Origin of the sequence: Luteolibacter sp. SL250 (assembly GCF_026625605.1) — a bacterium.
Taxonomy (GTDB): domain Bacteria; phylum Verrucomicrobiota; class Verrucomicrobiia; order Verrucomicrobiales; family Akkermansiaceae; genus Luteolibacter.
Genome location: NZ_CP113054.1, coordinates 1,826,077 through 1,843,371 on the forward strand (window position 1 = coordinate 1,826,077; position 17,295 = coordinate 1,843,371).

18 protein-coding genes are annotated in these 17,295 nt (G+C 61.9%); 9 read left to right on the forward strand and 9 right to left on the reverse strand.

Features of this window, described 5'->3' with window-relative positions; all coding sequences use genetic code 11:
- The first annotated feature begins 18 nt into the window (after positions 1 to 18).
- Together OVA24_RS08085 and OVA24_RS08090 are read left to right on the forward strand one after the other, a co-directional pair.
- Complete coding sequence (locus tag OVA24_RS08085) at positions 19 to 576, forward strand: hypothetical protein (protein ID WP_267674695.1); 558 nt, start codon at positions 19 to 21, stop codon at positions 574 to 576.
- 115 nt (positions 577 to 691) lie between these two features.
- A complete protein-coding gene (locus OVA24_RS08090; protein ID WP_267674696.1) occupies positions 692 to 877 on the forward strand; it encodes a hypothetical protein in 186 nt (61 codons plus the stop codon).
- Positions 878 to 1,296: 419 nt separating this feature from the next.
- Here OVA24_RS08090 and OVA24_RS08095 read toward each other — a convergent pair whose 3' ends face one another.
- Both OVA24_RS08095 and OVA24_RS08100 read right to left on the reverse strand, forming a co-directional pair.
- Entirely contained in the window at positions 1,297 to 2,031 is a 735-nt protein-coding gene (locus OVA24_RS08095; RefSeq protein ID WP_267674697.1) for a hypothetical protein, read from the reverse strand.
- Positions 2,032 to 2,230: 199 nt separating this feature from the next.
- On the reverse strand, positions 2,231 to 2,362 hold the full coding sequence (locus OVA24_RS08100; RefSeq protein ID WP_267674698.1) for a hypothetical protein: 132 nt from the start codon (positions 2,360 to 2,362) through the stop codon (positions 2,231 to 2,233).
- An 89-nt stretch (positions 2,363 to 2,451) separates the two neighbouring features.
- On the opposite strand from OVA24_RS08100, the gene OVA24_RS08105 reads away from it, so the two are divergent.
- On the forward strand, positions 2,452 to 2,925 hold the full coding sequence (locus tag OVA24_RS08105) for a hypothetical protein (protein WP_267674699.1): 474 nt from the start codon (positions 2,452 to 2,454) through the stop codon (positions 2,923 to 2,925).
- Positions 2,926 to 2,929: 4 nt separating this feature from the next.
- On the opposite strand, the gene OVA24_RS08110 is transcribed toward OVA24_RS08105, so the two are convergent.
- The 3 genes from OVA24_RS08110 to bioD all read right to left on the reverse strand — a co-directional run bounded on the left by OVA24_RS08110 (position 2,930) and on the right by bioD (position 5,401).
- Complete coding sequence (locus OVA24_RS08110) at positions 2,930 to 4,171, reverse strand: RsmB/NOP family class I SAM-dependent RNA methyltransferase (RefSeq protein WP_267674700.1); 1,242 nt, start codon at positions 4,169 to 4,171, stop codon at positions 2,930 to 2,932.
- 312 nt (positions 4,172 to 4,483) lie between these two features.
- Positions 4,484 to 4,747, reverse strand: a complete 264-nt coding sequence (locus OVA24_RS08115) for a DUF7336 domain-containing protein (RefSeq protein WP_267674701.1) — start codon at positions 4,745 to 4,747, stop codon at positions 4,484 to 4,486.
- Between the two features lie 24 nt (positions 4,748 to 4,771).
- The gene (gene bioD, locus OVA24_RS08120; RefSeq protein WP_267674702.1) at positions 4,772 to 5,401 is read right to left on the reverse strand and encodes a dethiobiotin synthase; all 630 of its coding nucleotides are present in this window, start codon (positions 5,399 to 5,401) and stop codon (positions 4,772 to 4,774) included.
- 95 nt (positions 5,402 to 5,496) lie between these two features.
- Here bioD and nadB point away from each other — a divergent pair, with 95 nt between their 5' ends.
- From nadB to OVA24_RS08135, 3 genes are all read left to right on the forward strand, one after another.
- Positions 5,497 to 7,110, forward strand: coding sequence for an L-aspartate oxidase (nadB, locus tag OVA24_RS08125; protein WP_267674703.1), 1,614 nt, complete (start codon positions 5,497 to 5,499; stop codon positions 7,108 to 7,110).
- 259 nt (positions 7,111 to 7,369) lie between these two features.
- Entirely contained in the window at positions 7,370 to 7,993 is a 624-nt protein-coding gene (locus tag OVA24_RS08130; protein WP_267674704.1) for a thioester domain-containing protein, read from the forward strand.
- A gap of 283 nt (positions 7,994 to 8,276) precedes the next feature.
- The gene (locus OVA24_RS08135; RefSeq protein ID WP_267674705.1) at positions 8,277 to 10,046 is read left to right on the forward strand and encodes a beta strand repeat-containing protein; all 1,770 of its coding nucleotides are present in this window, start codon (positions 8,277 to 8,279) and stop codon (positions 10,044 to 10,046) included.
- A 565-nt stretch (positions 10,047 to 10,611) separates the two neighbouring features.
- Here the strand turns inward: OVA24_RS08135 and OVA24_RS08140 are convergent.
- The 4 genes from OVA24_RS08140 to OVA24_RS08155 all read right to left on the reverse strand — a co-directional run bounded on the left by OVA24_RS08140 (position 10,612) and on the right by OVA24_RS08155 (position 14,848).
- On the reverse strand, positions 10,612 to 11,946 hold the full coding sequence (locus tag OVA24_RS08140) for a hypothetical protein (RefSeq protein ID WP_267674706.1): 1,335 nt from the start codon (positions 11,944 to 11,946) through the stop codon (positions 10,612 to 10,614).
- On the reverse strand, positions 11,946 to 13,562 hold the full coding sequence (locus tag OVA24_RS08145) for a hypothetical protein (RefSeq protein ID WP_267674707.1): 1,617 nt from the start codon (positions 13,560 to 13,562) through the stop codon (positions 11,946 to 11,948). The genes OVA24_RS08140 and OVA24_RS08145 overlap by 1 nt, the downstream gene beginning before the upstream one ends.
- A gap of 71 nt (positions 13,563 to 13,633) precedes the next feature.
- Positions 13,634 to 14,083 carry a hypothetical protein gene (locus OVA24_RS08150; protein ID WP_267674708.1) on the reverse strand — a complete coding sequence of 150 codons (450 nt, stop codon included), beginning with the start codon at positions 14,081 to 14,083 and terminating at the stop codon, positions 13,634 to 13,636.
- 18 nt (positions 14,084 to 14,101) lie between these two features.
- On the reverse strand, positions 14,102 to 14,848 hold the full coding sequence (locus tag OVA24_RS08155; protein ID WP_267674709.1) for an FHA domain-containing protein: 747 nt from the start codon (positions 14,846 to 14,848) through the stop codon (positions 14,102 to 14,104).
- Between the two features lie 130 nt (positions 14,849 to 14,978).
- Here OVA24_RS08155 and OVA24_RS08160 point away from each other — a divergent pair, with 130 nt between their 5' ends.
- The 3 genes from OVA24_RS08160 to OVA24_RS08170 all read left to right on the forward strand — a co-directional run bounded on the left by OVA24_RS08160 (position 14,979) and on the right by OVA24_RS08170 (position 17,065).
- On the forward strand, positions 14,979 to 15,299 hold the full coding sequence (locus OVA24_RS08160; RefSeq protein ID WP_267674710.1) for a bactofilin family protein: 321 nt from the start codon (positions 14,979 to 14,981) through the stop codon (positions 15,297 to 15,299).
- Positions 15,300 to 15,465: 166 nt separating this feature from the next.
- Positions 15,466 to 15,942, forward strand: coding sequence for a hypothetical protein (locus OVA24_RS08165; protein WP_267674711.1), 477 nt, complete (start codon positions 15,466 to 15,468; stop codon positions 15,940 to 15,942).
- A gap of 34 nt (positions 15,943 to 15,976) precedes the next feature.
- The gene (locus tag OVA24_RS08170) at positions 15,977 to 17,065 is read left to right on the forward strand and encodes an NAD(P)H-dependent flavin oxidoreductase (protein WP_267674712.1); all 1,089 of its coding nucleotides are present in this window, start codon (positions 15,977 to 15,979) and stop codon (positions 17,063 to 17,065) included.
- The last annotated feature ends 230 nt before the right edge of the window (positions 17,066 to 17,295 follow it).

Here is a 17,295-nt window from a genome sequence, read left to right on the forward strand (position 1 = left end):
GGCCATCTCGGTGACGGAGTGGTGGATTTCCCGGATAGAGAACCCTGTCCCTGGCTGCCGCAGGTGGTGTCCCGCCTGGGGCCGGAGATCACGCGCCGGTTGGAGGGAAAAAAGGAGGACTTCTACCTAGCCGCGCTCGGCTACTCCCAGTCCCTGTGGTTGGAAGGAAAGCCCGCCCAAGCGATCCTCCAACTCAACAAGGCATGGATGGCGGACCTCCACGGGGGAGAGGACATCCTTACCCGCCGGCCATCGCCCTACCGGGCCCTCCGCTGGATCATGGAACGGGCGCAGGGTGGGGCGGCGGGCTTCATGGGAAATCCCGTTCGCCATTTCCAGCACCTCGCCAGCCGGATGAGCGGACCCCGCGCGGAGATCCGGGTGTTGAGGGCGTGGGCGTGTTTCCACCTCGCCTCTTCCGTGCTCGATCCCGCGAACTACCCCCGGGATGGTGTCCAGATCGCAAGGGAGGGGCTATGGATTCCAGGCAGGGAGAGGGTGTTCAACGGCATTCGCCGTTTTGGTTGGAAAAATGAGATAATTCAGCTTAATCTTGCCTTTAATCGGATATTTTAAGGGATAAGTTGCATAATGAACGTCTGATAGTCGTTTTTTATCACGCGATCACGTAGGTGGTTTATGGCCGTTTTAGTGACATCTTATCTCCGGCCCCGTTGCCGACCCCCAATTTATGATTCTGGAACTGAACTCGGTTAACCTGGACGGCGCCAGCGAAGCTGTCCGTCAGATCCACGATCACTTGGAAGACGCGAAGCGTCATATCGAAGGAGGAGGGATAGTGACCGTGACAAAGGCGGGTGAGGAGATTGGCACGGCGGGCACCACGGAGGAACTGGTCCGTTTGGTGATCCTTTGATGGATCCCCACGGGGTGCATTACGAAAGCTCCGGATTGCACGAAGCGCGGCCTGCTTTGTGTTGTGTGATCTATGTGTCTGATGATCAGTGATTCATTCTCTGGCCGCAAAGCTGCGACGACGGAGATCATGAACGCGCTTGTCATTTCCTTGGGCTCCATCGCACTGGCTGCCTCCGTCTCTTCCTGTGAGCGGAAGCCATCCTCCGGCACCAATACTTCCGAATACCGCGAAGGAAAATCAGGGGCTACCTCCGCAACCATCAACAGTGATAGGACGGATAACCCGACCCCATATCAGTCCGCGAAGGATGAGGGTGGGAAAATGAAGCCGGATTGACGGGGCTGCAAACCCGGGTTTCAGGATCAAAAAAAGCGGACCGCCTTCCGGCTGATCCGCTTGGTATCTTCCGGAGGAGATCAGTTGGTTTCCTGGAAGGTGACGAGAAGGGCAAGGTCCTGAAGGTCGAATCCTCCGTCGTTCTTGTTCGTGTGGGTCAGCTCCATGAGGTAGATGACATCCTTCGGGCCGATTTTGACGCGGCCTTGGCCGTCGAGGTAAGGCTTGATGAAGTCCTCGATGGTGGGCTGCTGGTAGAGCGGGGTGGTGGTGGGAGGCATGTCTCCGTTGACCAGGGCGACCACGTTCTGTCCGCTGTTGGAGGTGAACTGGTCGGACCAGCCGTTGAAGTAGTAGCGCCCCGCGAAGTTGATCGGTTGGTTGGCGCTGACCTTCTTGGTGTAGACGATCGTGCCTGGTTTCACTTTGTCCTGGGTGTTGGAGAAGATTTCGGTGTAACCGCTGTTGTTGATGCTCACGGAGGCTTGGGTTTGTGCCCATTCCCACCGGGTGACGATCCCCCATGCGTTGAGCCAGACCACTTTCACGGAGGCTCCGACAACACGGACGTCCATGTTCACCTTGACCTTCGGGGTGCAGGTGCCGGGAGGGGTGATCTTGACGATGTCCTTCACCACGGCCGGGTAGGTGATATCCCAGTTGAGGGTGGGCTTGGTTCCGGCGCGAACCAGAAGGGAGGAAGCTTCCAGCTTGCCGACGGGCACCGGAGGATCCTGTGCCAGAGCGCGGCATGGGAACATGGCTCCGAGAGCGAGGATGATGATGGCGACGACCGCAAATGGGTTCGATTTCATGGTGGGGGGGAGGGGGAATTGGAAACGCGCGAGTGGGGGAGCGCTTCCAGAACTGCCAATACCCTACCCGGATTCTTCCCTCCGGCCTATTCCGCAATCACGTAGGGCCAGTCGCCCCGCATCCGGCCGGGAAAAACCAGCCCGGACTGATGGGGATACCCTTCCTTATTCCCCTCCTTTTGGCAATTCCATTCCTCCGTCACCTCGCGTTCGCCGGGACTGGTTTCCGGGAGAACCCGGAGCTGCTGCTGAGATACCACAGCACCGCACCCCCGCCAATGACAGCGGCCAGCACGATGAGGGTGAACAGCATGCCGAGGAAGGATTTCATGTCCTCTTTGATGTGGTAGCATCGCCTGCTTGGCGAGCGTGAAAAACGGGAGCTTGAGATGCCACTCCGCCGGTATCATCATGGTTTCCATGAAATCGTGGAGTATCTGGACCTTGTCACTCGCGGGAGTGATGCTTTGCTCCGCCCAGGTGGATTTCCCCGGGAACCCGTTGGTGGGACCGAAGAAATATACCAAACGGGAAGTGGGTGGCGGTGCGGAGCCGGGTGCTTCCGTGGAATCTCCCACCGGGTCCGGCATGGCGAGATATGTGACCCATGTCATCCTTTATGACACGCGCTTCTGGACCAGTGTGGAGGGGAAGCCGTTGGCGGGAAAGTTGGTGGCGTTCGAGGATCTGGTCGTTACCGCTCCGAAGGGTGCGCCGGTCCCACCGATGCCCGCGCCTCCGGTGAAGCCGACCGTCGTGCAGGACGGCAACGTACGCCTGCTGGTGGACAGGAAGCCGGTGGTGGTGCCGCTTGCGCGCCTGAGTTGGCAGGACCGGGAACTCATCGACGGCATCCAGGCGGCGCTGGATAAGAAGGCGGCTGAGGGCCGCTGAACGGCTACGCCTTTCTCCGGATCAGCGCGGCGAAGGCCCCGTCCGTGCCGTCACGGAAAGGCAGCGCGTCGCGGGTTTCCACCAGTTCCAGCTCCGGATGGGCGGCCAGGAACGCCTCCACCTGGGCGGCGTTCTCCGCGCGTTCGATGGAGCAGGTGGAATAGACCAAGCGTCCGCCGGGCTTCAGGCAAGGCAGGGCGGCCTCCAGGATCTTGCGCTGGGTGACGACGAGTTTCTCGATGTCCGGGGCCTGCAGCCTCCAGCGGACATCCACGCGGCGGCGGATCACTCCGGTGTTCGAGCATGGGACGTCCAGCAGGATGGCATCGAACGCGCCGTGCCATTCCTCCGGGGCGGGCTTCGTCCAGTCATGGACGGCGGTTTCCGCCTGCCCGGCGTGGAGGCGCTCCAGATTTTCCTGCAGGCGGGGGAGGCGTTTTTCGTTGGAGTCCGTGCAGAGCAGGTTCTCTGCGGAGCCGAGTGCGGCGGCGATGAGGAATGCCTTTCCGCCCGGGGCGGCGCAGGCGTCCAGCACGCCCTCGCCGGGTTGCGGGGCCAACAGGTCCACCGCGTGGCGGGTGGCCGGGTCCTGGATGTAGATCTTCCCGGCGGCCAGCAGGGCGGTGGGTGGAGCGCCGGACAGCTCATGGAAGCCGGGGGCGCCCTCGACGGCGGGATAGGTGGACGGGTCGAAGTCGTCCGCCTTTGCCAGCGGGTTCACCCGGAAATAGTTTTCGGCGGGCGTGTTGTCCCACTCCATCAGGGAAATGGTGTTTGCCTTTCCGAACTCCTGCCGCCAGCGGTTGTAGAGCCAGTCCGGGTGGGAATGCACCACCGCGGCGGGCAGTTCCTCCACATCCAGCAGCCGCTTCCGCGACGTGATCGCGCGTCGCAGCACCGCGTTGATCAGGGAGCGGACGCTGGCCTTGCCCGCCTCCACCGTCTCGTTCACCGCCGCGTGGTCCGGGATGCCCAGAATAAGGATCTGCACCAGCCCGACGCGCAGGACATCCCGCGTCTCCGGGTCCAGCTTGCCCTCACGCAGGATGCCGATCCAGTGGTCCAGCAACCTGCGGTGGCGCAGTGTCGCGAAAAGGATGGCCTGCAGCAGCCCGCGGTCCTGGGAGGAAAGCATCCGCCGGTCCGCGTGGCGGTCGATCAGCGTCTCGGCATAGTCATGGCCCTTCGCCCACGCCCGGAGGGCGGAGACGGCGGCTTGGCGGACATGGAAATTCTTGGCGGGCATGGGGAAAGGAGTAAGGAGGGTGGACACTCTTGTCCACCGGCGGCATTGGCGAACGGAGGAGGAGAAGTTTTCAGTGTTTTGGCTCAGATGATTAAGTTTTCCTGTTCGTCTCAGTTGCTTCGCAACGGTGTTTTCAGGAAGAGAAGAAGCTGGCCGCGAATCGAGATTTCTTTGCTGAGGGTTCCGGTTGCAGCCGGTGGACAGGAGTGTCCACCCTCCTTACTTCCCGCCCCGCCGTCAATAAGCCGCGCCGATCCCTTCGTCCATGTTTTCCAGCCGGATGACGTCTCGCTCGAACGCGGCAGCGGCAAGTCAGTCGATCGGATACGTCTCAGTGACATATCCCTCCCGCCAGTGATCCTGATCCAATGCATATTCTTCGACGTAGAAACCACGGCGATCTTCATCTTCCAAGGTATCCACGATTCTGGGGTGTTCGCAGAACCCAGGCTGGATTTTGAGGCGTTCGACGGCTGCCACCGCTGTCTCGTGACTCCGGTAGACGCCAATCATCTTCACCTGATCTTCATCCTCATTGAGAATGTTCAGGTGCTGTACTACGAATACGGATTCCATGATAGATACCGTGTTCTCTGCGGATCAAAGATGCAAGAACCCCTCAGGATCCAGGAAGTTCTGGTTGAAGATGAGGTGCTCCAGCAGCGGTACTCCGGTCAGTTCCTCGACCATGCCCTTGTTGGTGATCATGGCGGTGTCCATCTCATCCTCCAGTTGGTTGAGGACGATGCCGGCGCAGGTCAGGCCCTTCGCCTTGATGGCCTCCACCGTCAGGATGATGTGGTTCAGCGCGCCCAGCTTGTTCGCCGCGACGACCACCACCGGCAGGCCCAGATCCGCGGCCAGGTCGGAAACGCGGTAGCCGGCGGCGATGGGGACCTCCCAGCCGCCCGCGCCTTCGACGATGACTTTCGCATGCTTGTTGGCGAGCTGGTGGTAGCCTGCGGTCAGCTCGGCGGGGTTCACCGGATTGTTTTCCAGCATGCCGGCCACCAGCGGGGACAGCGCGGAGGCGAGGTGGACGGGGTTCACTTCATCCAGCTCCAGACCGCCGGACACCTCCGCCAGTTGGATGGCGTCATCGCGGTCACCGCAGGAGACGGGCTTGTAGCCCACGGCGTCGATCCCCTCCTCACGCAGGGACTGGAGGATGAGGCGGGTGGCGTAGGTCTTGCCCACGCCGGTATCGGTGCCGGTGATGAAGAAACTCACGGGGGAGGGGTGGCGTGGCGGGACGCTCCGGTCAAGGCTGTCGCTGCGCGAAATTTCGCTTTGCGGGGGCGGCGGGATGTCGATGCTGGGCGCGGATGACAACGGATTTCCTGGTGATCGGGGCGGGCATTGCGGGTTTATCGTTCGCCCTGAAGGCGGCGAAGCATGGCTCGGTCACGGTGCTGGCGAAGGGAAAGCTGATGGAGTCCAACACCGCTTGGGCGCAGGGTGGCATCGCCGCCGTGCTGCCGGAGGAGGAGCGCGAGGCGGGGGACACTGTGGAGGACCACGTGCGGGACACCCTGGATGCCGGCGCAGGTCTCTGCAATGAGGCCGCCGTCCGCCTGATCGTCGAGGGCGCGGACGAGACCATCGACGACCTCATTGCCCATGGCGTCCACTTCGACCGCAGCGGGGATCATTTCCAACTGGGGAAGGAAGGCGGGCACTCCCACCGGCGCATCCTCCACTCCCGGGACACGACCGGGCGGGAGATCGCGCGCGCGCTCATCGGGGCCGCCCGCAACACGCCCAACATCACGCTGCTGGAGGACCGCGTGGCCATCGAACTCATCACCAGCTCGAAGCTCGGCTCCCTGACGGATGACCGCGTGCTGGGGGCCTACGTGCTGGACGCGGAGAGCGGAGAGGTGGAGGTATTCCGCTCCGACCGCGTGATCCTGGCGACGGGCGGCTGCGGAAAGGTCTATCTCTATACCACCAACCCGGACTCCGCGACGGGGGACGGAGTGGCGCTCGCCTGGCGGGCGGGGGCGGCCATCGCGAACATGGAGTTCATCCAGTTCCACCCCACCTGTTTCTACAATCCCGGAGCGACCGGCCCGGAGGCACGTTCCTTCCTTGTCAGTGAGGCGGTGCGCGGGGAAGGCGGCATCCTGGTGAATGCGAAAGGGGAGGAGTTCACGAAAAAGATCGATCCGCGCGGTTCCCTGGCCCCGCGCGACATCGTGGCCCGCGCGATCGACCGCGAGATCAAGCGCACCGGCGCGCCCTGCGTCTATCTGGACGTGACGCACAAACCCCCGGGCTTCATGCGCGAGCGTTTTCCCTTCATCTACGAGACACTCCTCAAGTTCGGCCTCGACTGTGAGAAACAGCGCATCCCCGTGGTGCCCGCCGCCCACTACCAATGCGGCGGGGTTTCCACGGATGTGGATGGGAAAACCACGCTCAAGGGGCTGTTCGCCATCGGTGAGGTCGCCTGCACCGGCCTGCACGGTGCCAACCGCCTCGCCTCGAATTCATTGCTTGAAGGCAATGTCATGGCCCGTCGGGCGCTGGATGGAATGATCCGTTCCTATGGCCCTGGCAAAGCGGACTCCACCCCTCCACCCATCCCGGAATGGGAACACGGTGACGTCGCGGAGCCGGATGAGCTGGTGGTCATCTACCATAACTGGGATGAGATCCGCCGCCTGATGTGGGACTACGTTTCCATCGTCCGCACGGACAACCGCCTGCGGCGTGCCGCCGCCCGCCTGCGGAACCTCAAGAAAGAGGTCCGCGAGTTCTATTGGGGGCACCGTGTGAACGTGGACATCCTGGAACTGCGCAACCTCGTGGCTGTTGCCAGTCTCGTCGTGGAGTGCGCCATCCGGCGCAAGGAATCCCGAGGCCTGCACTTCACCCTCGACCACCCGACGGCGGACCAAGCTTCCTGCCGGGACACGGTCATCCGGAAGTTCTGAAATACGGGAGCAGTCCTTGGTTTCAGGGCATTTCAAACAAGGTCTGTAGGATCATTAAGGATGTTTAATGATTAACACATGCTTGGTTTTGGTTTGTGAAAAATGCGATTATTTGTCGCATGTGGATTAATTTGAGTAATTTGTGTATCCATTGAGGAGGTTCTTGGTCGGGATCGAAGCGGGGTTCTAACACTTTGTTTGACCATCGGGCCGCACTCTGGCCAATTGGGGCCGCTTTCACCCCCAAAAGCTCCCCCCCATGAAAACAACTCTGCTGCTTTGTGCAGTGGGATTTGCCTCGTTCGCGTTCAGCGGCAAGGCTGTGTCCCAAACCATCACCACCACCCTGGTTGAGATCAATCCGAACGTGCCGGTCAACGGTTCCTTGGATGGAAGCTACTTCCAGAACTACCCGTCCGGTACTCTGCTTTTCACCGACTTCCAGGCATTCTGCGTGGAACCGGCCCAAGGGCTCAGCTACGGCCAGACCGTTACCTTCGACCTCCAGGACCCGCAGGATCTTGTGAACTCCGTCGCCATCTCGAAGCTGGTCGGTGGTTTCCTTGCATCCGGTGGAACCGCTCTCGACGCCGCTGCGGTCCAATGGGCCATCTGGGAAGTCGTCGCGGAGCTTTCCCCGACCCGTTCGCTCGGCAACGGTAACGTGGTCCTTTCGCCCAGCAGCCCAACCAACCCGGATGGCGACGCTGTGGCGGCACTGGCGAACCAATACCTGGCGAACATCGACACCTTCGCTCCAGCGAACATCTACTATCTCACGCATCCGGACTATCAGAACGTCGTCACTTGGGCGATTCCTGAGCCGGGCAGTGTCGCTCTTGCCGCACTCTCCGCGCTCGTGCTGTTCCGCCGCAGGCGCTGAATGGCGGCGGAGCTTTCATGCGTCTCCTGAGCTTCCCTGCCGGATCAGCCGGCATGGAAGGGGATATTCAGGAAGGAATTCCGTCCGAGAGCTGGCAGGGAAATTTGAAAACAACGGTTACCCGTCGAGGCTTCCATAAGCATCGTCGGGTTTTCCATTTTCAGAACGTAGGTTGGTGCTGGGAAAGCCGGTTGCGGGCCATCTTGACAAACGGCGTTCCTTCGGGTGGTATGTGGCAGATTAGTTTCTGTTTTTGACGGAAAAAGTCTAAAAACCCCCAGCCATGAAAACCCGCCTTTTTCCGGCCTTCGTTGTCGCTTGCATTTCACTCCCAGGTTCGCTGAGCGCGATTCCGCTCTATTGGGATGGCAGTGCCGGTTCCGCTTTCAGCAATGCGGAAAACTGGTCCACGGATGCCGCCGGGAATGTGAACCCGGATTCGTTGATCCCTGGTGCTTCAGATGTGGCGACGTTCAACGCGACGTCCCTGGTAACGGGCAGTTTGTCTCCGCAGATCGTTGATCTGGGCGGGAATATTTCGGTCTCCGGCCTCAATTACACCGGCCAATCCAACCGGCTTACCCTGCAGGGTGGAGGATCCAATGTGGTGCTTTCCATTGGTGCGGGCGGCATCGTGGCTTCCGGTGCCACGAACACCACTGATCCTCCTACGAAGGTCTTCACGATCGGGAGCACCACGGCCAACCAGAATGTGGCCATCTCCCTCACAGCAGACCAGAGCTGGCTTTCCAATATCAGCGGAACGGGAACCAGTACCGATGGGATATTCGTTCGCAACGGTGTGAGTTTGGGAGTCGCCGGTGCCCATACGCTGACTTTGGGAGGAAGTTCCACTTCCACCCCGTTGAACACCATCTCGGGTGTGATCAGCGACGGAGGTGCCGACCGGTCCCTCTCGATCAGCATGGCTCCCGGTGCATCCAACGGCAACAACCGCTGGACCCTTTCCGGAAACAACACCTACTCGGGCGCCACGACCGTCAGCCAAGGTGCGCTGACCATCGGCCATGTGAATGCACTGGGCTCCACTTCTTCCGGGACGGTGGTGCAGTCGGGTGCCGGTCTCTTTTTCCGTGGGGATGTGGGCACCATGGCGGCGGAGGCTCTCACACTGAGCGGCAACGGCCCGGACTCGAAAGGCGCGCTCCGTAATGTCAATGGGACCAACACCTGGACGGGAGCCATCACCCTCGCGTCCGGCACGGTTTCCATCGGAGCCGATGCCGGCACCCTCACCCTGGCCTCCACGGCGAACATTTCGACCAATGTCGCCTCCACGACCCTCCAGTTTGTGACCACCAGCGCTACGGCCACCTCCGCTCTGACAGTGAATGGCAACATTTCCGGCGCGATCTCGGTCAACAAGGGGCCCGGCAGCAACAACTCCCCGAACGCCACGGTCACATTCGGAACCACCGCGAAGACCTATACCGGCAGCACCGCCGTCACCAGCGGCATCCTCGCTCTCAACACCGGTTTGACGAACACATCGGCGGTGACCGTGGCGGCAGGCGCCACGCTGCGGGGGAACAACGGATCCATCAACAATCTCGCGACCACGACCATCAATGGCAGGCTGGCACCCGGCGCGACGCTGCTGCCTGAAATCGGAAGCCTGACCATGGGCCGTCTTGATTTCGCAGCCACTTCCACTCTCGCGATTGACATCAATTCCTCCACCGCAACTTCGGATCTCATCACGCTGGATGGACTCACGGGCAATCTCAACATCACGGAAGGGTCGATCCTGACGCTCAATGATCTCGGGGGAGCGTCCTTGGTCAATGGCGCGCTGATGTTCATCAAATACAGCGGCGTCTGGAATGGCCAGCGGTTCACCTACGGCGGAAATCTGATCAATGACAATGACCAGATCACGTTGAACGGAAACCAGTTCCAGCTTGACTACGATTTCGTGAACGGTGCCGACAAAGGCGTGGCGCTGGTCGTGGTGCCGGAACCGGCGGCCGCCGGGTTGGTGGCGTTCGGCGCTCTGGTACTGGGGCTGCGCAGGCGCAGGGCAGCCGCGTGAGGATGAGGTCCGGATGTGGGGATGATTGCCCTCCCCCGGCGGGAGCGGAGCGGAGGGAAGGGAAGGACTCTTCTCCGGAAAGTCCGGGGAGGATGGCACAACGCCCCATGATCCCCCAAACTTCCTTCAGGCCCCTGAAATCGGACGTCATCCCCGTTCCCTTCGGGCTTGTCAGGCAGAGCCGCGTCGCACGGGATTTTTCGGAGAAAAGTCATTCCTTTCCGCGCGGTGCGCGGTGCTTCCGTAGGGTCATGGCTGCGCCATGACGGCTGGGCGGAGGGGGGCGACCATCCGATTCGCCCGTCCATCACCGGTGTCATCTCACACCGTCTTCCCAGATAATGTCATCTTACGGCGGACCGGCCTTTTGTTACCACGGATTGAAGGATTGAAACGGATTTCACGGATTCGGATTCTCCGCTTCATTCTTAATTCCACTTGGTGCAATGTCCCCTTCCGATCAGGGATGGGGAAATCCAACAAAGTGGAATTAATCTGCGGAACCCGCATGATCCGTTGTTCCCTCTGCCATCACGAAAAGTCAGACGATTTCTGAGACTTGGTATCACTGTTTGCGATTCTTCTTCTCCCAACTGCCGCGCCACCCGGTGGCGGTTTCCTTGAGCTTGGGATCGTTGATCTGGGAAAGCGCCCAGGCGGATTCCTCGGGGTTGTTGTGTTTCCAGAGCATTTGCTGGGAATATTCGGCGAGGGCGGTGTTGCGGCCCCAGGTGGAGGCCGGGACGGAATCCAGCCAGGCGCGCGCGCCCTGGGGATCGTTCATGGCATAGTAACTGACGGAGCGGTGGATGACCGCCGCGGCGTCCGGCATCTGCGGCAGATTGACCGCCCACGCGGCGAGGCTGGCCTGCTTCTCCGGCGTGGAGGCGTAGGTCCGGATGTGCTCGTTCACCTGCTGGACGACTTCCTTGTACTCGCCCGCCTTCACGATCATGGCGATGAGCTGGGGTGAATGTTCACCACCGGTTTCCGCGTGATGGGCCAGGGAGCGTAGCATGCGCCCGCGGTCCGCTTCCGGGAGCTTCGTGAGTTCCGCCTGGATGGTGTCGGCGGAGGAGTTGGCCAAGGATTTGCCGAACTCGTGCACGAGGATCGTGCGCTGGGCATCCGAAGTGGATTCCAGAAACTTCGAGCGGATTTCGTCCGTGGAACCACGCGCACCCAACTCCCTGATGGAGTCACGCACCATGTCCCGGAAGAGGTTATCCTGCGGCAGTTCGGTGAGCTTGTCATAGAACGCGCCGATCTTCGACGGATCTTCCTTGATGGCGGCCAGCACCTGCGGGAAGAGGGAGCGGCGGGTGTGATACGGGATCTGCCGCAGATGGTTCGCCACCAGCAGGGGATTTTCCTTCACCACGGACTGCGCCCACTTGCCCTTGGCGAGGGCCGCACCGAGGCCGAACCGGCCGGAGGTGATGATGTCCCAGGACTCCGTCGGACGCCTCGCGAATTCCTGGTCGAACGCCTGCAGCAGACCCTGGATGCCCATTCCCTGGTTGCGCCCGTCCCATGAGGTGTCGAACGCGGCGATGAGCGCACCTTCCAGGTCCACCTCAGCCCATTGGCGCAGAAGTTCCATCTGGAGGTAGAAGCGCTGCTGGGCCGGCAGGGATTGGTCGGCGATGGCGTCCCACGCCTTCTGGTATTCGCCGGCGCGGAACTTCTGCGGAGCGGCATGTCGTGCGGCCGTGGCGGCCTTCATTTCAGCGGACCCTCCATTTCCATGGCGGTGGCCGGGGCGGGTGGGCTTGCCGGATGGAACATCGGTGGCTGCGGTGCCCGAGTGGGCCTCCTGGCGGTGGAGCAGGGCGAAGGCGAGCAACAGCCCGAACACCGCCGCTCCGGCGTGGGTGAGTTTCGAGATGGAGGGTTTCATCACCGGGTAGGAGGTGGGGCTTTGATGCGGTCGCGCATGGCGGGGTCCTTCACCCAGGAGTCCACCTCGGCATACATGGCTTTGTCGTTCGGGGTCACGCTGCGGAGGATGCCGATGGCGGCCATCTCACGGTCGATGCCCTCCGGCATGTTCTTCACCCATTCCACGTAGTCCCGGCTGTAGAGGGAGATGTTGCTCGCGCTGTGCCATACCCATGACTCGAAGCGCGCCTGGTGCAGCGTGGGATCGTTGTGGGGGATGGCCTGGAGGTAGTCGTAGAATTTCTGGGGATCGACATTGTAGAACATCCACTGCGTCGGTTTCAGGGCGACCTGCCACTTGTCCGGCTCAGGGGTGTGTGCTAGCGCCTGCATGGCGGCGGGTCCGTTTTCCTCCGCAAGTTCCTTGAATACCTGGAGGCGGATGGCGTCCGGGGATGCCTGCGCCAGTCCGGGGAGATCCGCCACCACGGCTTCATAGACCTCCTCGAAGGTGACCTTCCCGTTGCGGAAAGCGAAGCGCCAGTCCTTCGAAGCCTTGTCGAGGGCCTTGGCGACGTCCCTGCCGCCGAGTTCCAGCGTGAGCTGCTCCGCATCCTTGCCGTCGGTGCGGTTCTTGGCCAGTGTCTCCGCCCGCACCTCGATGGGGATATGGGAACTGTTCTCCAGCAGTTGGCGGTACTCGGGGGAGTTGGTGAGCGCCTCGCGGAAGGCGGGGTCCATGTCCTCTGAGGCCATGTGTTTCATGAGCCACTCCGCGCCCTTCTGTCCGTTGCGCATGGCCAGGTAGGCGAGGCCTGCGGGGGAATTGTTCTCCCTGGCGATGGCAAGGAGTTCATCCGCCTTGTCGAACGGCCAACTGGAGAATGCCTGGCCACGAATGCGGTTCCAATGTTCCGGTGGGAGGGTGTCCTTGAGGCTCCTCAGGATGGCGGGGTCTCCCTGGCTGGCGACATAGTTGGCGAAGACATAGGAAAATTGGCCGGAGTTGCGCGGATCCCGTTCTTTCAGCCAGCCGGTGGCTGTTTCCAATCCCTTCTCATGGATGGCGGCGTAGAGAGCGGACCCCATATCAATGTGGAAGGAGCGGTTGCCATCGTAGAGATACTTGATGGCGGCCTCCGGGTCCTGGCGGAACCAGTGCAGGAGACGTGGCTGGAGTTCGGCCAGTTCCTTCGCCTCTTCCGGGGTGAAGGTGCGGCCCTGGGCACGGGAGTTCTGCTTTTCCAGCAGGGCGATGGCGGCTGCGGCGACGTCATCCGCCGGAGCCAGCGCGTCCGCGGACTTGGCCAGCCGTTCGTAGGAAGACTTCAGGTATTCCCCGTAGGTGAAGCTCTGCGTGTGGTTCGTTCTCTCCGCCGCCCGTTCGGCGAAAAGGTAGGGTGCCACGGCTTTCAGCACGTCCACTCCGCTGCGTGTCTGCGTGGAGCGGTCCCGGCGGTGGGAGGATCTGGTTGCGGATTTATTCTCGTCCTCCTTGCCCGGGCCTTCGTTGCCTGATCCATCCTGGTGGGTGGCGTGCCAGATGCCCAGGCCCAGACCGAGGCCCACCGCCAGACCGGCGACATGGGTGCAGACCGCACGGAGATATGGATTCCGGGTTTTCAAGGTTTGCATACCCTGAATGATCCCGCGTCCGCGGCAATCAAAAAACGGAAGACATGTTCAGAGTCTTTCCTGGCCGGATGTCACTGTTGGATGAGGAGATTTGTCAGTTGATAGTGATAACTGAACGGATTCTCCGGAATGGACTTCCGCTTGTACCAGACCTGCACGTCGCTATCCTGCGGGAGTTCCTTGAGGATGGATTCATGCTCCGGACCGAACCGGATCAGGATACCCATCTTTCCCGGGCGGCTGACATGCATGCCGCCGGAACTGCCGATGCCGGTGAAGGTTCCCTCTACCAACTCCGGTGCGCTCTGCCGGTATTCCCGCTCGATGAGGGGCCGGAAGAACGCGCTGAAGCGCCGGCCGTTTTCCTCATTGTAGTCCAGGTTCATGCCCATGATCCGCAGCACGGGGCGTTTGGTGGAGGCCACCCAGCCCATGGACGAAGTCTTGTAGGCCCAGAAGTAGCCGGCTCCGAGGAGACCTGCGACCAAAGCGACGATGATGAGAACACGAAGGGGCCTCATTCAAAGGCAGGGGATCAATCATTGTCCCGGAGCGGGAGCCGGACCACCGGGGAGTGGCAGCGGCTTGCCATCTCCCTGCTGGATGGGCGCGGGCATCGGCACCACCGGCGGTGGCATCGGCACCGGGGCAGGTGGCGGGGTGGGGGCGGCGGGAGCTTGTGCGGCTGCCGGAGCCACCACCTTGCCTTCCCGCTTCGCCTTGATGTGGTCGATGATGGAGCCGCCGGTTTCCTTCTGGTGGCGGATGCCCACACCGATGCCGAAGGCGACGGCGGCGAAAATGATGAGCAGGATGGCGGCGAGGAAGCCACCACCGCCGTCTTCCTCCACACGGATGACCTGGCGCTTGGGGATTGGGCGGGGTTTGACGGCTTGGGCCATCGGCTGGGTGGAGATCGGAGCGTCCGGGACGGGCACGTGGACGTAGCCGGGGTCGGCCGGGATCTCGCTGGCAAGGAATGCCTGCTCTTCATCCGTCAGGGAAAAGTCGAACGCCACATCCCCCAGGAAAACGGTGCTGCCGTGGAAAAGGGAAACATACGGATAGCGCACGCCGTCCTGCTTCACGCCGTTGGTGGAGCCCAGGTCGTGCAGCTCATAACCGCCCAGGACCCGCCGCATCTCCGCGTGGTGGGTGGAAACCGAGCCGCTGTCCACGACGATGTCATTTTCACTCCCGCGGCCGATCTGCACGACTTCCCGATCCAGTTGGAACCGATAGGGTTGCGGGTTGGCTTCGGCGACGGTGATGGTGACACGGGGCATTTTGACTTTTACGTGAAGTTCTCACGGCTTCTAACGCGATCCGGGGGCGGAATGCACGGGAAATTTCTCGCCCTTTCCTGCGGGGAATTGATCTCTTGCCACACCCCCGTGCCTCTGCTCCATTTCCGTCATGGCGAATCCCACCAACGTTCTTTCCAGCGGTATCGAGATCACCGGCTCCATCCGCTTCTCCAATGACATGATCATCGACGGCAAGATCGAAGGTGAGATTACCTCGGACAAGGGCCGCGTGACCATCGGGGAGAACGCCACCATCAAGGGCGATGTCACCGCCGGCGAGGTGAAGGTCTATGGCAAGGTGGAAGGAAAGATCACCTCCCAGCGCTGCGAGCTGAAGGACAAGTCCCGCATCAACGGCGACATCAAATCCAAGGTCTTCTCCATGGAGGAGGGCGCCTCCCTCTCCGGCCGCACCGAGATCGGGGGCTGATCAGGGATTCCAGCACCATACGTTTTCCAGAAGCAGCGGCGGTCTCCGGACCTCCGCTGTTTTTTCTTCATGGAGCGCGGACTTCAGTCCGCTTTGGGGAATCCAGCCAGCGAAGCCAAGCGGACTGAAGTCCGCGCTCCCAGTTCCACCATCGGCTATCAAGAAAATGCCCGGACGTTTCGATATCCTCGACATCGCGGTCCTCCACCAGCCCGGCAGCGGTTGGCCCGACAAGTCGGGCAGCCCGGAACGGTTCACGTTGGATTTCCTGGTGAATGGCAGATCCCTCCACCGGTTGCTGGGAGGGGACGAGCTGGGACTGGTCGGGCGGTTTGACTGTGACTATCCGGAACACAACGTTGATTCCGTGAAGGTATTCCTGCTGGAGGCTCCCGCTGACCACGAGGGGAAGTCCATCCTCTTCGGCTGCGGCATCTGCCTGGACCTGGGCTGCGGGGCCATCCTGGTGGAGATCACCCGGGAGGATGACGGCTGGCTGTGGTCCGGGTTCTCCTATGACAAGGGATGGGCTGAATGGCCGCCGGACACCGCACGCTATGAGGAGGTCTATCCGTTTTTCTTTTCCGATGAGAACTATGCCGATGTGATGAAGAGGGCGGCTACCTTTGTGAGGCGCGAATGAAGGCGCTGGGAGCGCTCCATCTTTCCCCTTTCTCATGCGGTGGGGCGGGGCCATCATCCGTGGCATGGGACGGGACGACTTTCTCCGCAGGCTGGGCATCCGCCATCCCATCATCCAGGCGCCGATGGCCGGGGTTTCCACGCCACGGCTGGCGGCGGCCGTTTCGCAGGCGGGCGGGTTGGGCTCCATCTCCATCGGGGCGGCCACGGTGGATCAGGCGGAGCGGATGATCGCGGAGACGCGTGCGCTGACGGCGCTGCCGTTCAATGTGAATGTCTTCTGCCATGCTCCGGCCGTGCGCGATGTGGGCCGGGAAAGCGGGTGGCTTGCCCACCTCGCGCCGTTGTTCCGGCAGGTGGATGCGGAGCCTCCCACCGCGCTGGAGGAGATCTACCGGAGCTTTCTTGCGGATGAAGACATGCTTGGTCTGCTGCTGGCCGCCCGCCCGGCGGTGGTGAGCTTTCATTTCGGCCTGCCGGATGCGGACTGGATCGGTGCGATGCGTGAGGCGGACATCGTCACCATCGCCACCGCGACGAACCTCCATGAGGCGGAGATGATCGGAGCCGCTGGGGTGGATGCAATCGTAGCACAAGGGATCGAAGCGGGCGGGCACAGGGGGATGTTCGATCCGGATGCTGATGATGAGCGGCTGGATACGGCGTCGTTGGTGCGGCTCCTGATGGAAAACAGCGGGCTGCCGGTCATCGCGGCGGGAGGGATCATGGATGGCCGTGGCATCCGCGCCGCGCTGGATGAGGGAGCCGCCGCCGCGCAGCTCGGCACGGCATTCATCGCCTGTCCGGAGTCGTCCGCCAGCGCCGCCTACCGTCGGCGGTTGCTGGGGGCGGGGACCGGGGAAACTCTCCTCACCTCCGTCATCTCCGGTCGCCCGGCGAGGGGTTTTCCCAATGGATTGACGCGGCATGCGGACATCCCGGCCAGCCCGCCCGTCCCCGCCTATCCGGTGGCGTATGATGCGGCGAAGCAGCTCCACGCTACGGCGCTCGTCTCCGGCAGCGATAGCTTCGCGGTGCAGTGGGCGGGCACGGGTGCGGCCCATGCACGGGGATTGCCAGCGGCGGAGCTGATGGCGGCATTGGTACGTGAGCTGGAGGGGTGACGCTGAGACCGCGGAATTCATTCCGCTTGGCTTCGCTGGCTCATTGCTCCGGGGCGGAATGAATTCCGCGGTCCCAGTTCTGGATGGGAAAATCCCGCCCGTACTACGCGATCGCGTAATGGGGTTGTGTCCGGAAATGTGCCATCTTCCCGCCGTCCGAACGAAAGTCCCCCCGCTTCCGGAAAGACACCCCCCAAATACAGCATCCGACTTCCCCCCGAAGCAGCAGC

What these genes read in the sequence shown, in the direction of transcription:
- OVA24_RS08135 (WP_267674705.1), top strand. Translation starts at nt 8,277, where the DNA reads ATGAAAACCCGCCTTTTTCCGGCCTTCGTTGTCGCTTGCATTTCACTC.
- OVA24_RS08100 (WP_267674698.1), bottom strand. Translation starts at nt 2,362, where the DNA reads ATGAAATCCTTCCTCGGCATGCTGTTCACCCTCATCGTGCTGGCCGCT.
- OVA24_RS08160 (WP_267674710.1), top strand. Translation starts at nt 14,979, where the DNA reads ATGGCGAATCCCACCAACGTTCTTTCCAGCGGTATCGAGATCACCGGC.
- OVA24_RS08145 (WP_267674707.1), bottom strand. Translation starts at nt 13,562, where the DNA reads ATGCAAACCTTGAAAACCCGGAATCCATATCTCCGTGCGGTCTGCACC.
- OVA24_RS08090 (WP_267674696.1), top strand. Translation starts at nt 692, where the DNA reads ATGATTCTGGAACTGAACTCGGTTAACCTGGACGGCGCCAGCGAAGCT.
- OVA24_RS08150 (WP_267674708.1), bottom strand. Translation starts at nt 14,083, where the DNA reads ATGAGGCCCCTTCGTGTTCTCATCATCGTCGCTTTGGTCGCAGGTCTC.
- OVA24_RS08140 (WP_267674706.1), bottom strand. Translation starts at nt 11,946, where the DNA reads ATGAAACCCTCCATCTCGAAACTCACCCACGCCGGAGCGGCGGTGTTC.
- OVA24_RS08165 (WP_267674711.1), top strand. Translation starts at nt 15,466, where the DNA reads ATGCCCGGACGTTTCGATATCCTCGACATCGCGGTCCTCCACCAGCCC.
- OVA24_RS08155 (WP_267674709.1), bottom strand. Translation starts at nt 14,848, where the DNA reads ATGCCCCGTGTCACCATCACCGTCGCCGAAGCCAACCCGCAACCCTAT.
- OVA24_RS08105 (WP_267674699.1), top strand. Translation starts at nt 2,452, where the DNA reads ATGAAATCGTGGAGTATCTGGACCTTGTCACTCGCGGGAGTGATGCTT.
- OVA24_RS08170 (WP_267674712.1), top strand. Translation starts at nt 15,977, where the DNA reads ATGCGGTGGGGCGGGGCCATCATCCGTGGCATGGGACGGGACGACTTT.
- OVA24_RS08095 (WP_267674697.1), bottom strand. Translation starts at nt 2,031, where the DNA reads ATGAAATCGAACCCATTTGCGGTCGTCGCCATCATCATCCTCGCTCTC.
- nadB (WP_267674703.1), top strand. Translation starts at nt 5,497, where the DNA reads ATGACAACGGATTTCCTGGTGATCGGGGCGGGCATTGCGGGTTTATCG.
- OVA24_RS08110 (WP_267674700.1), bottom strand. Translation starts at nt 4,171, where the DNA reads ATGCCCGCCAAGAATTTCCATGTCCGCCAAGCCGCCGTCTCCGCCCTC.
- OVA24_RS08115 (WP_267674701.1), bottom strand. Translation starts at nt 4,747, where the DNA reads ATGGAATCCGTATTCGTAGTACAGCACCTGAACATTCTCAATGAGGAT.
- OVA24_RS08130 (WP_267674704.1), top strand. Translation starts at nt 7,370, where the DNA reads ATGAAAACAACTCTGCTGCTTTGTGCAGTGGGATTTGCCTCGTTCGCG.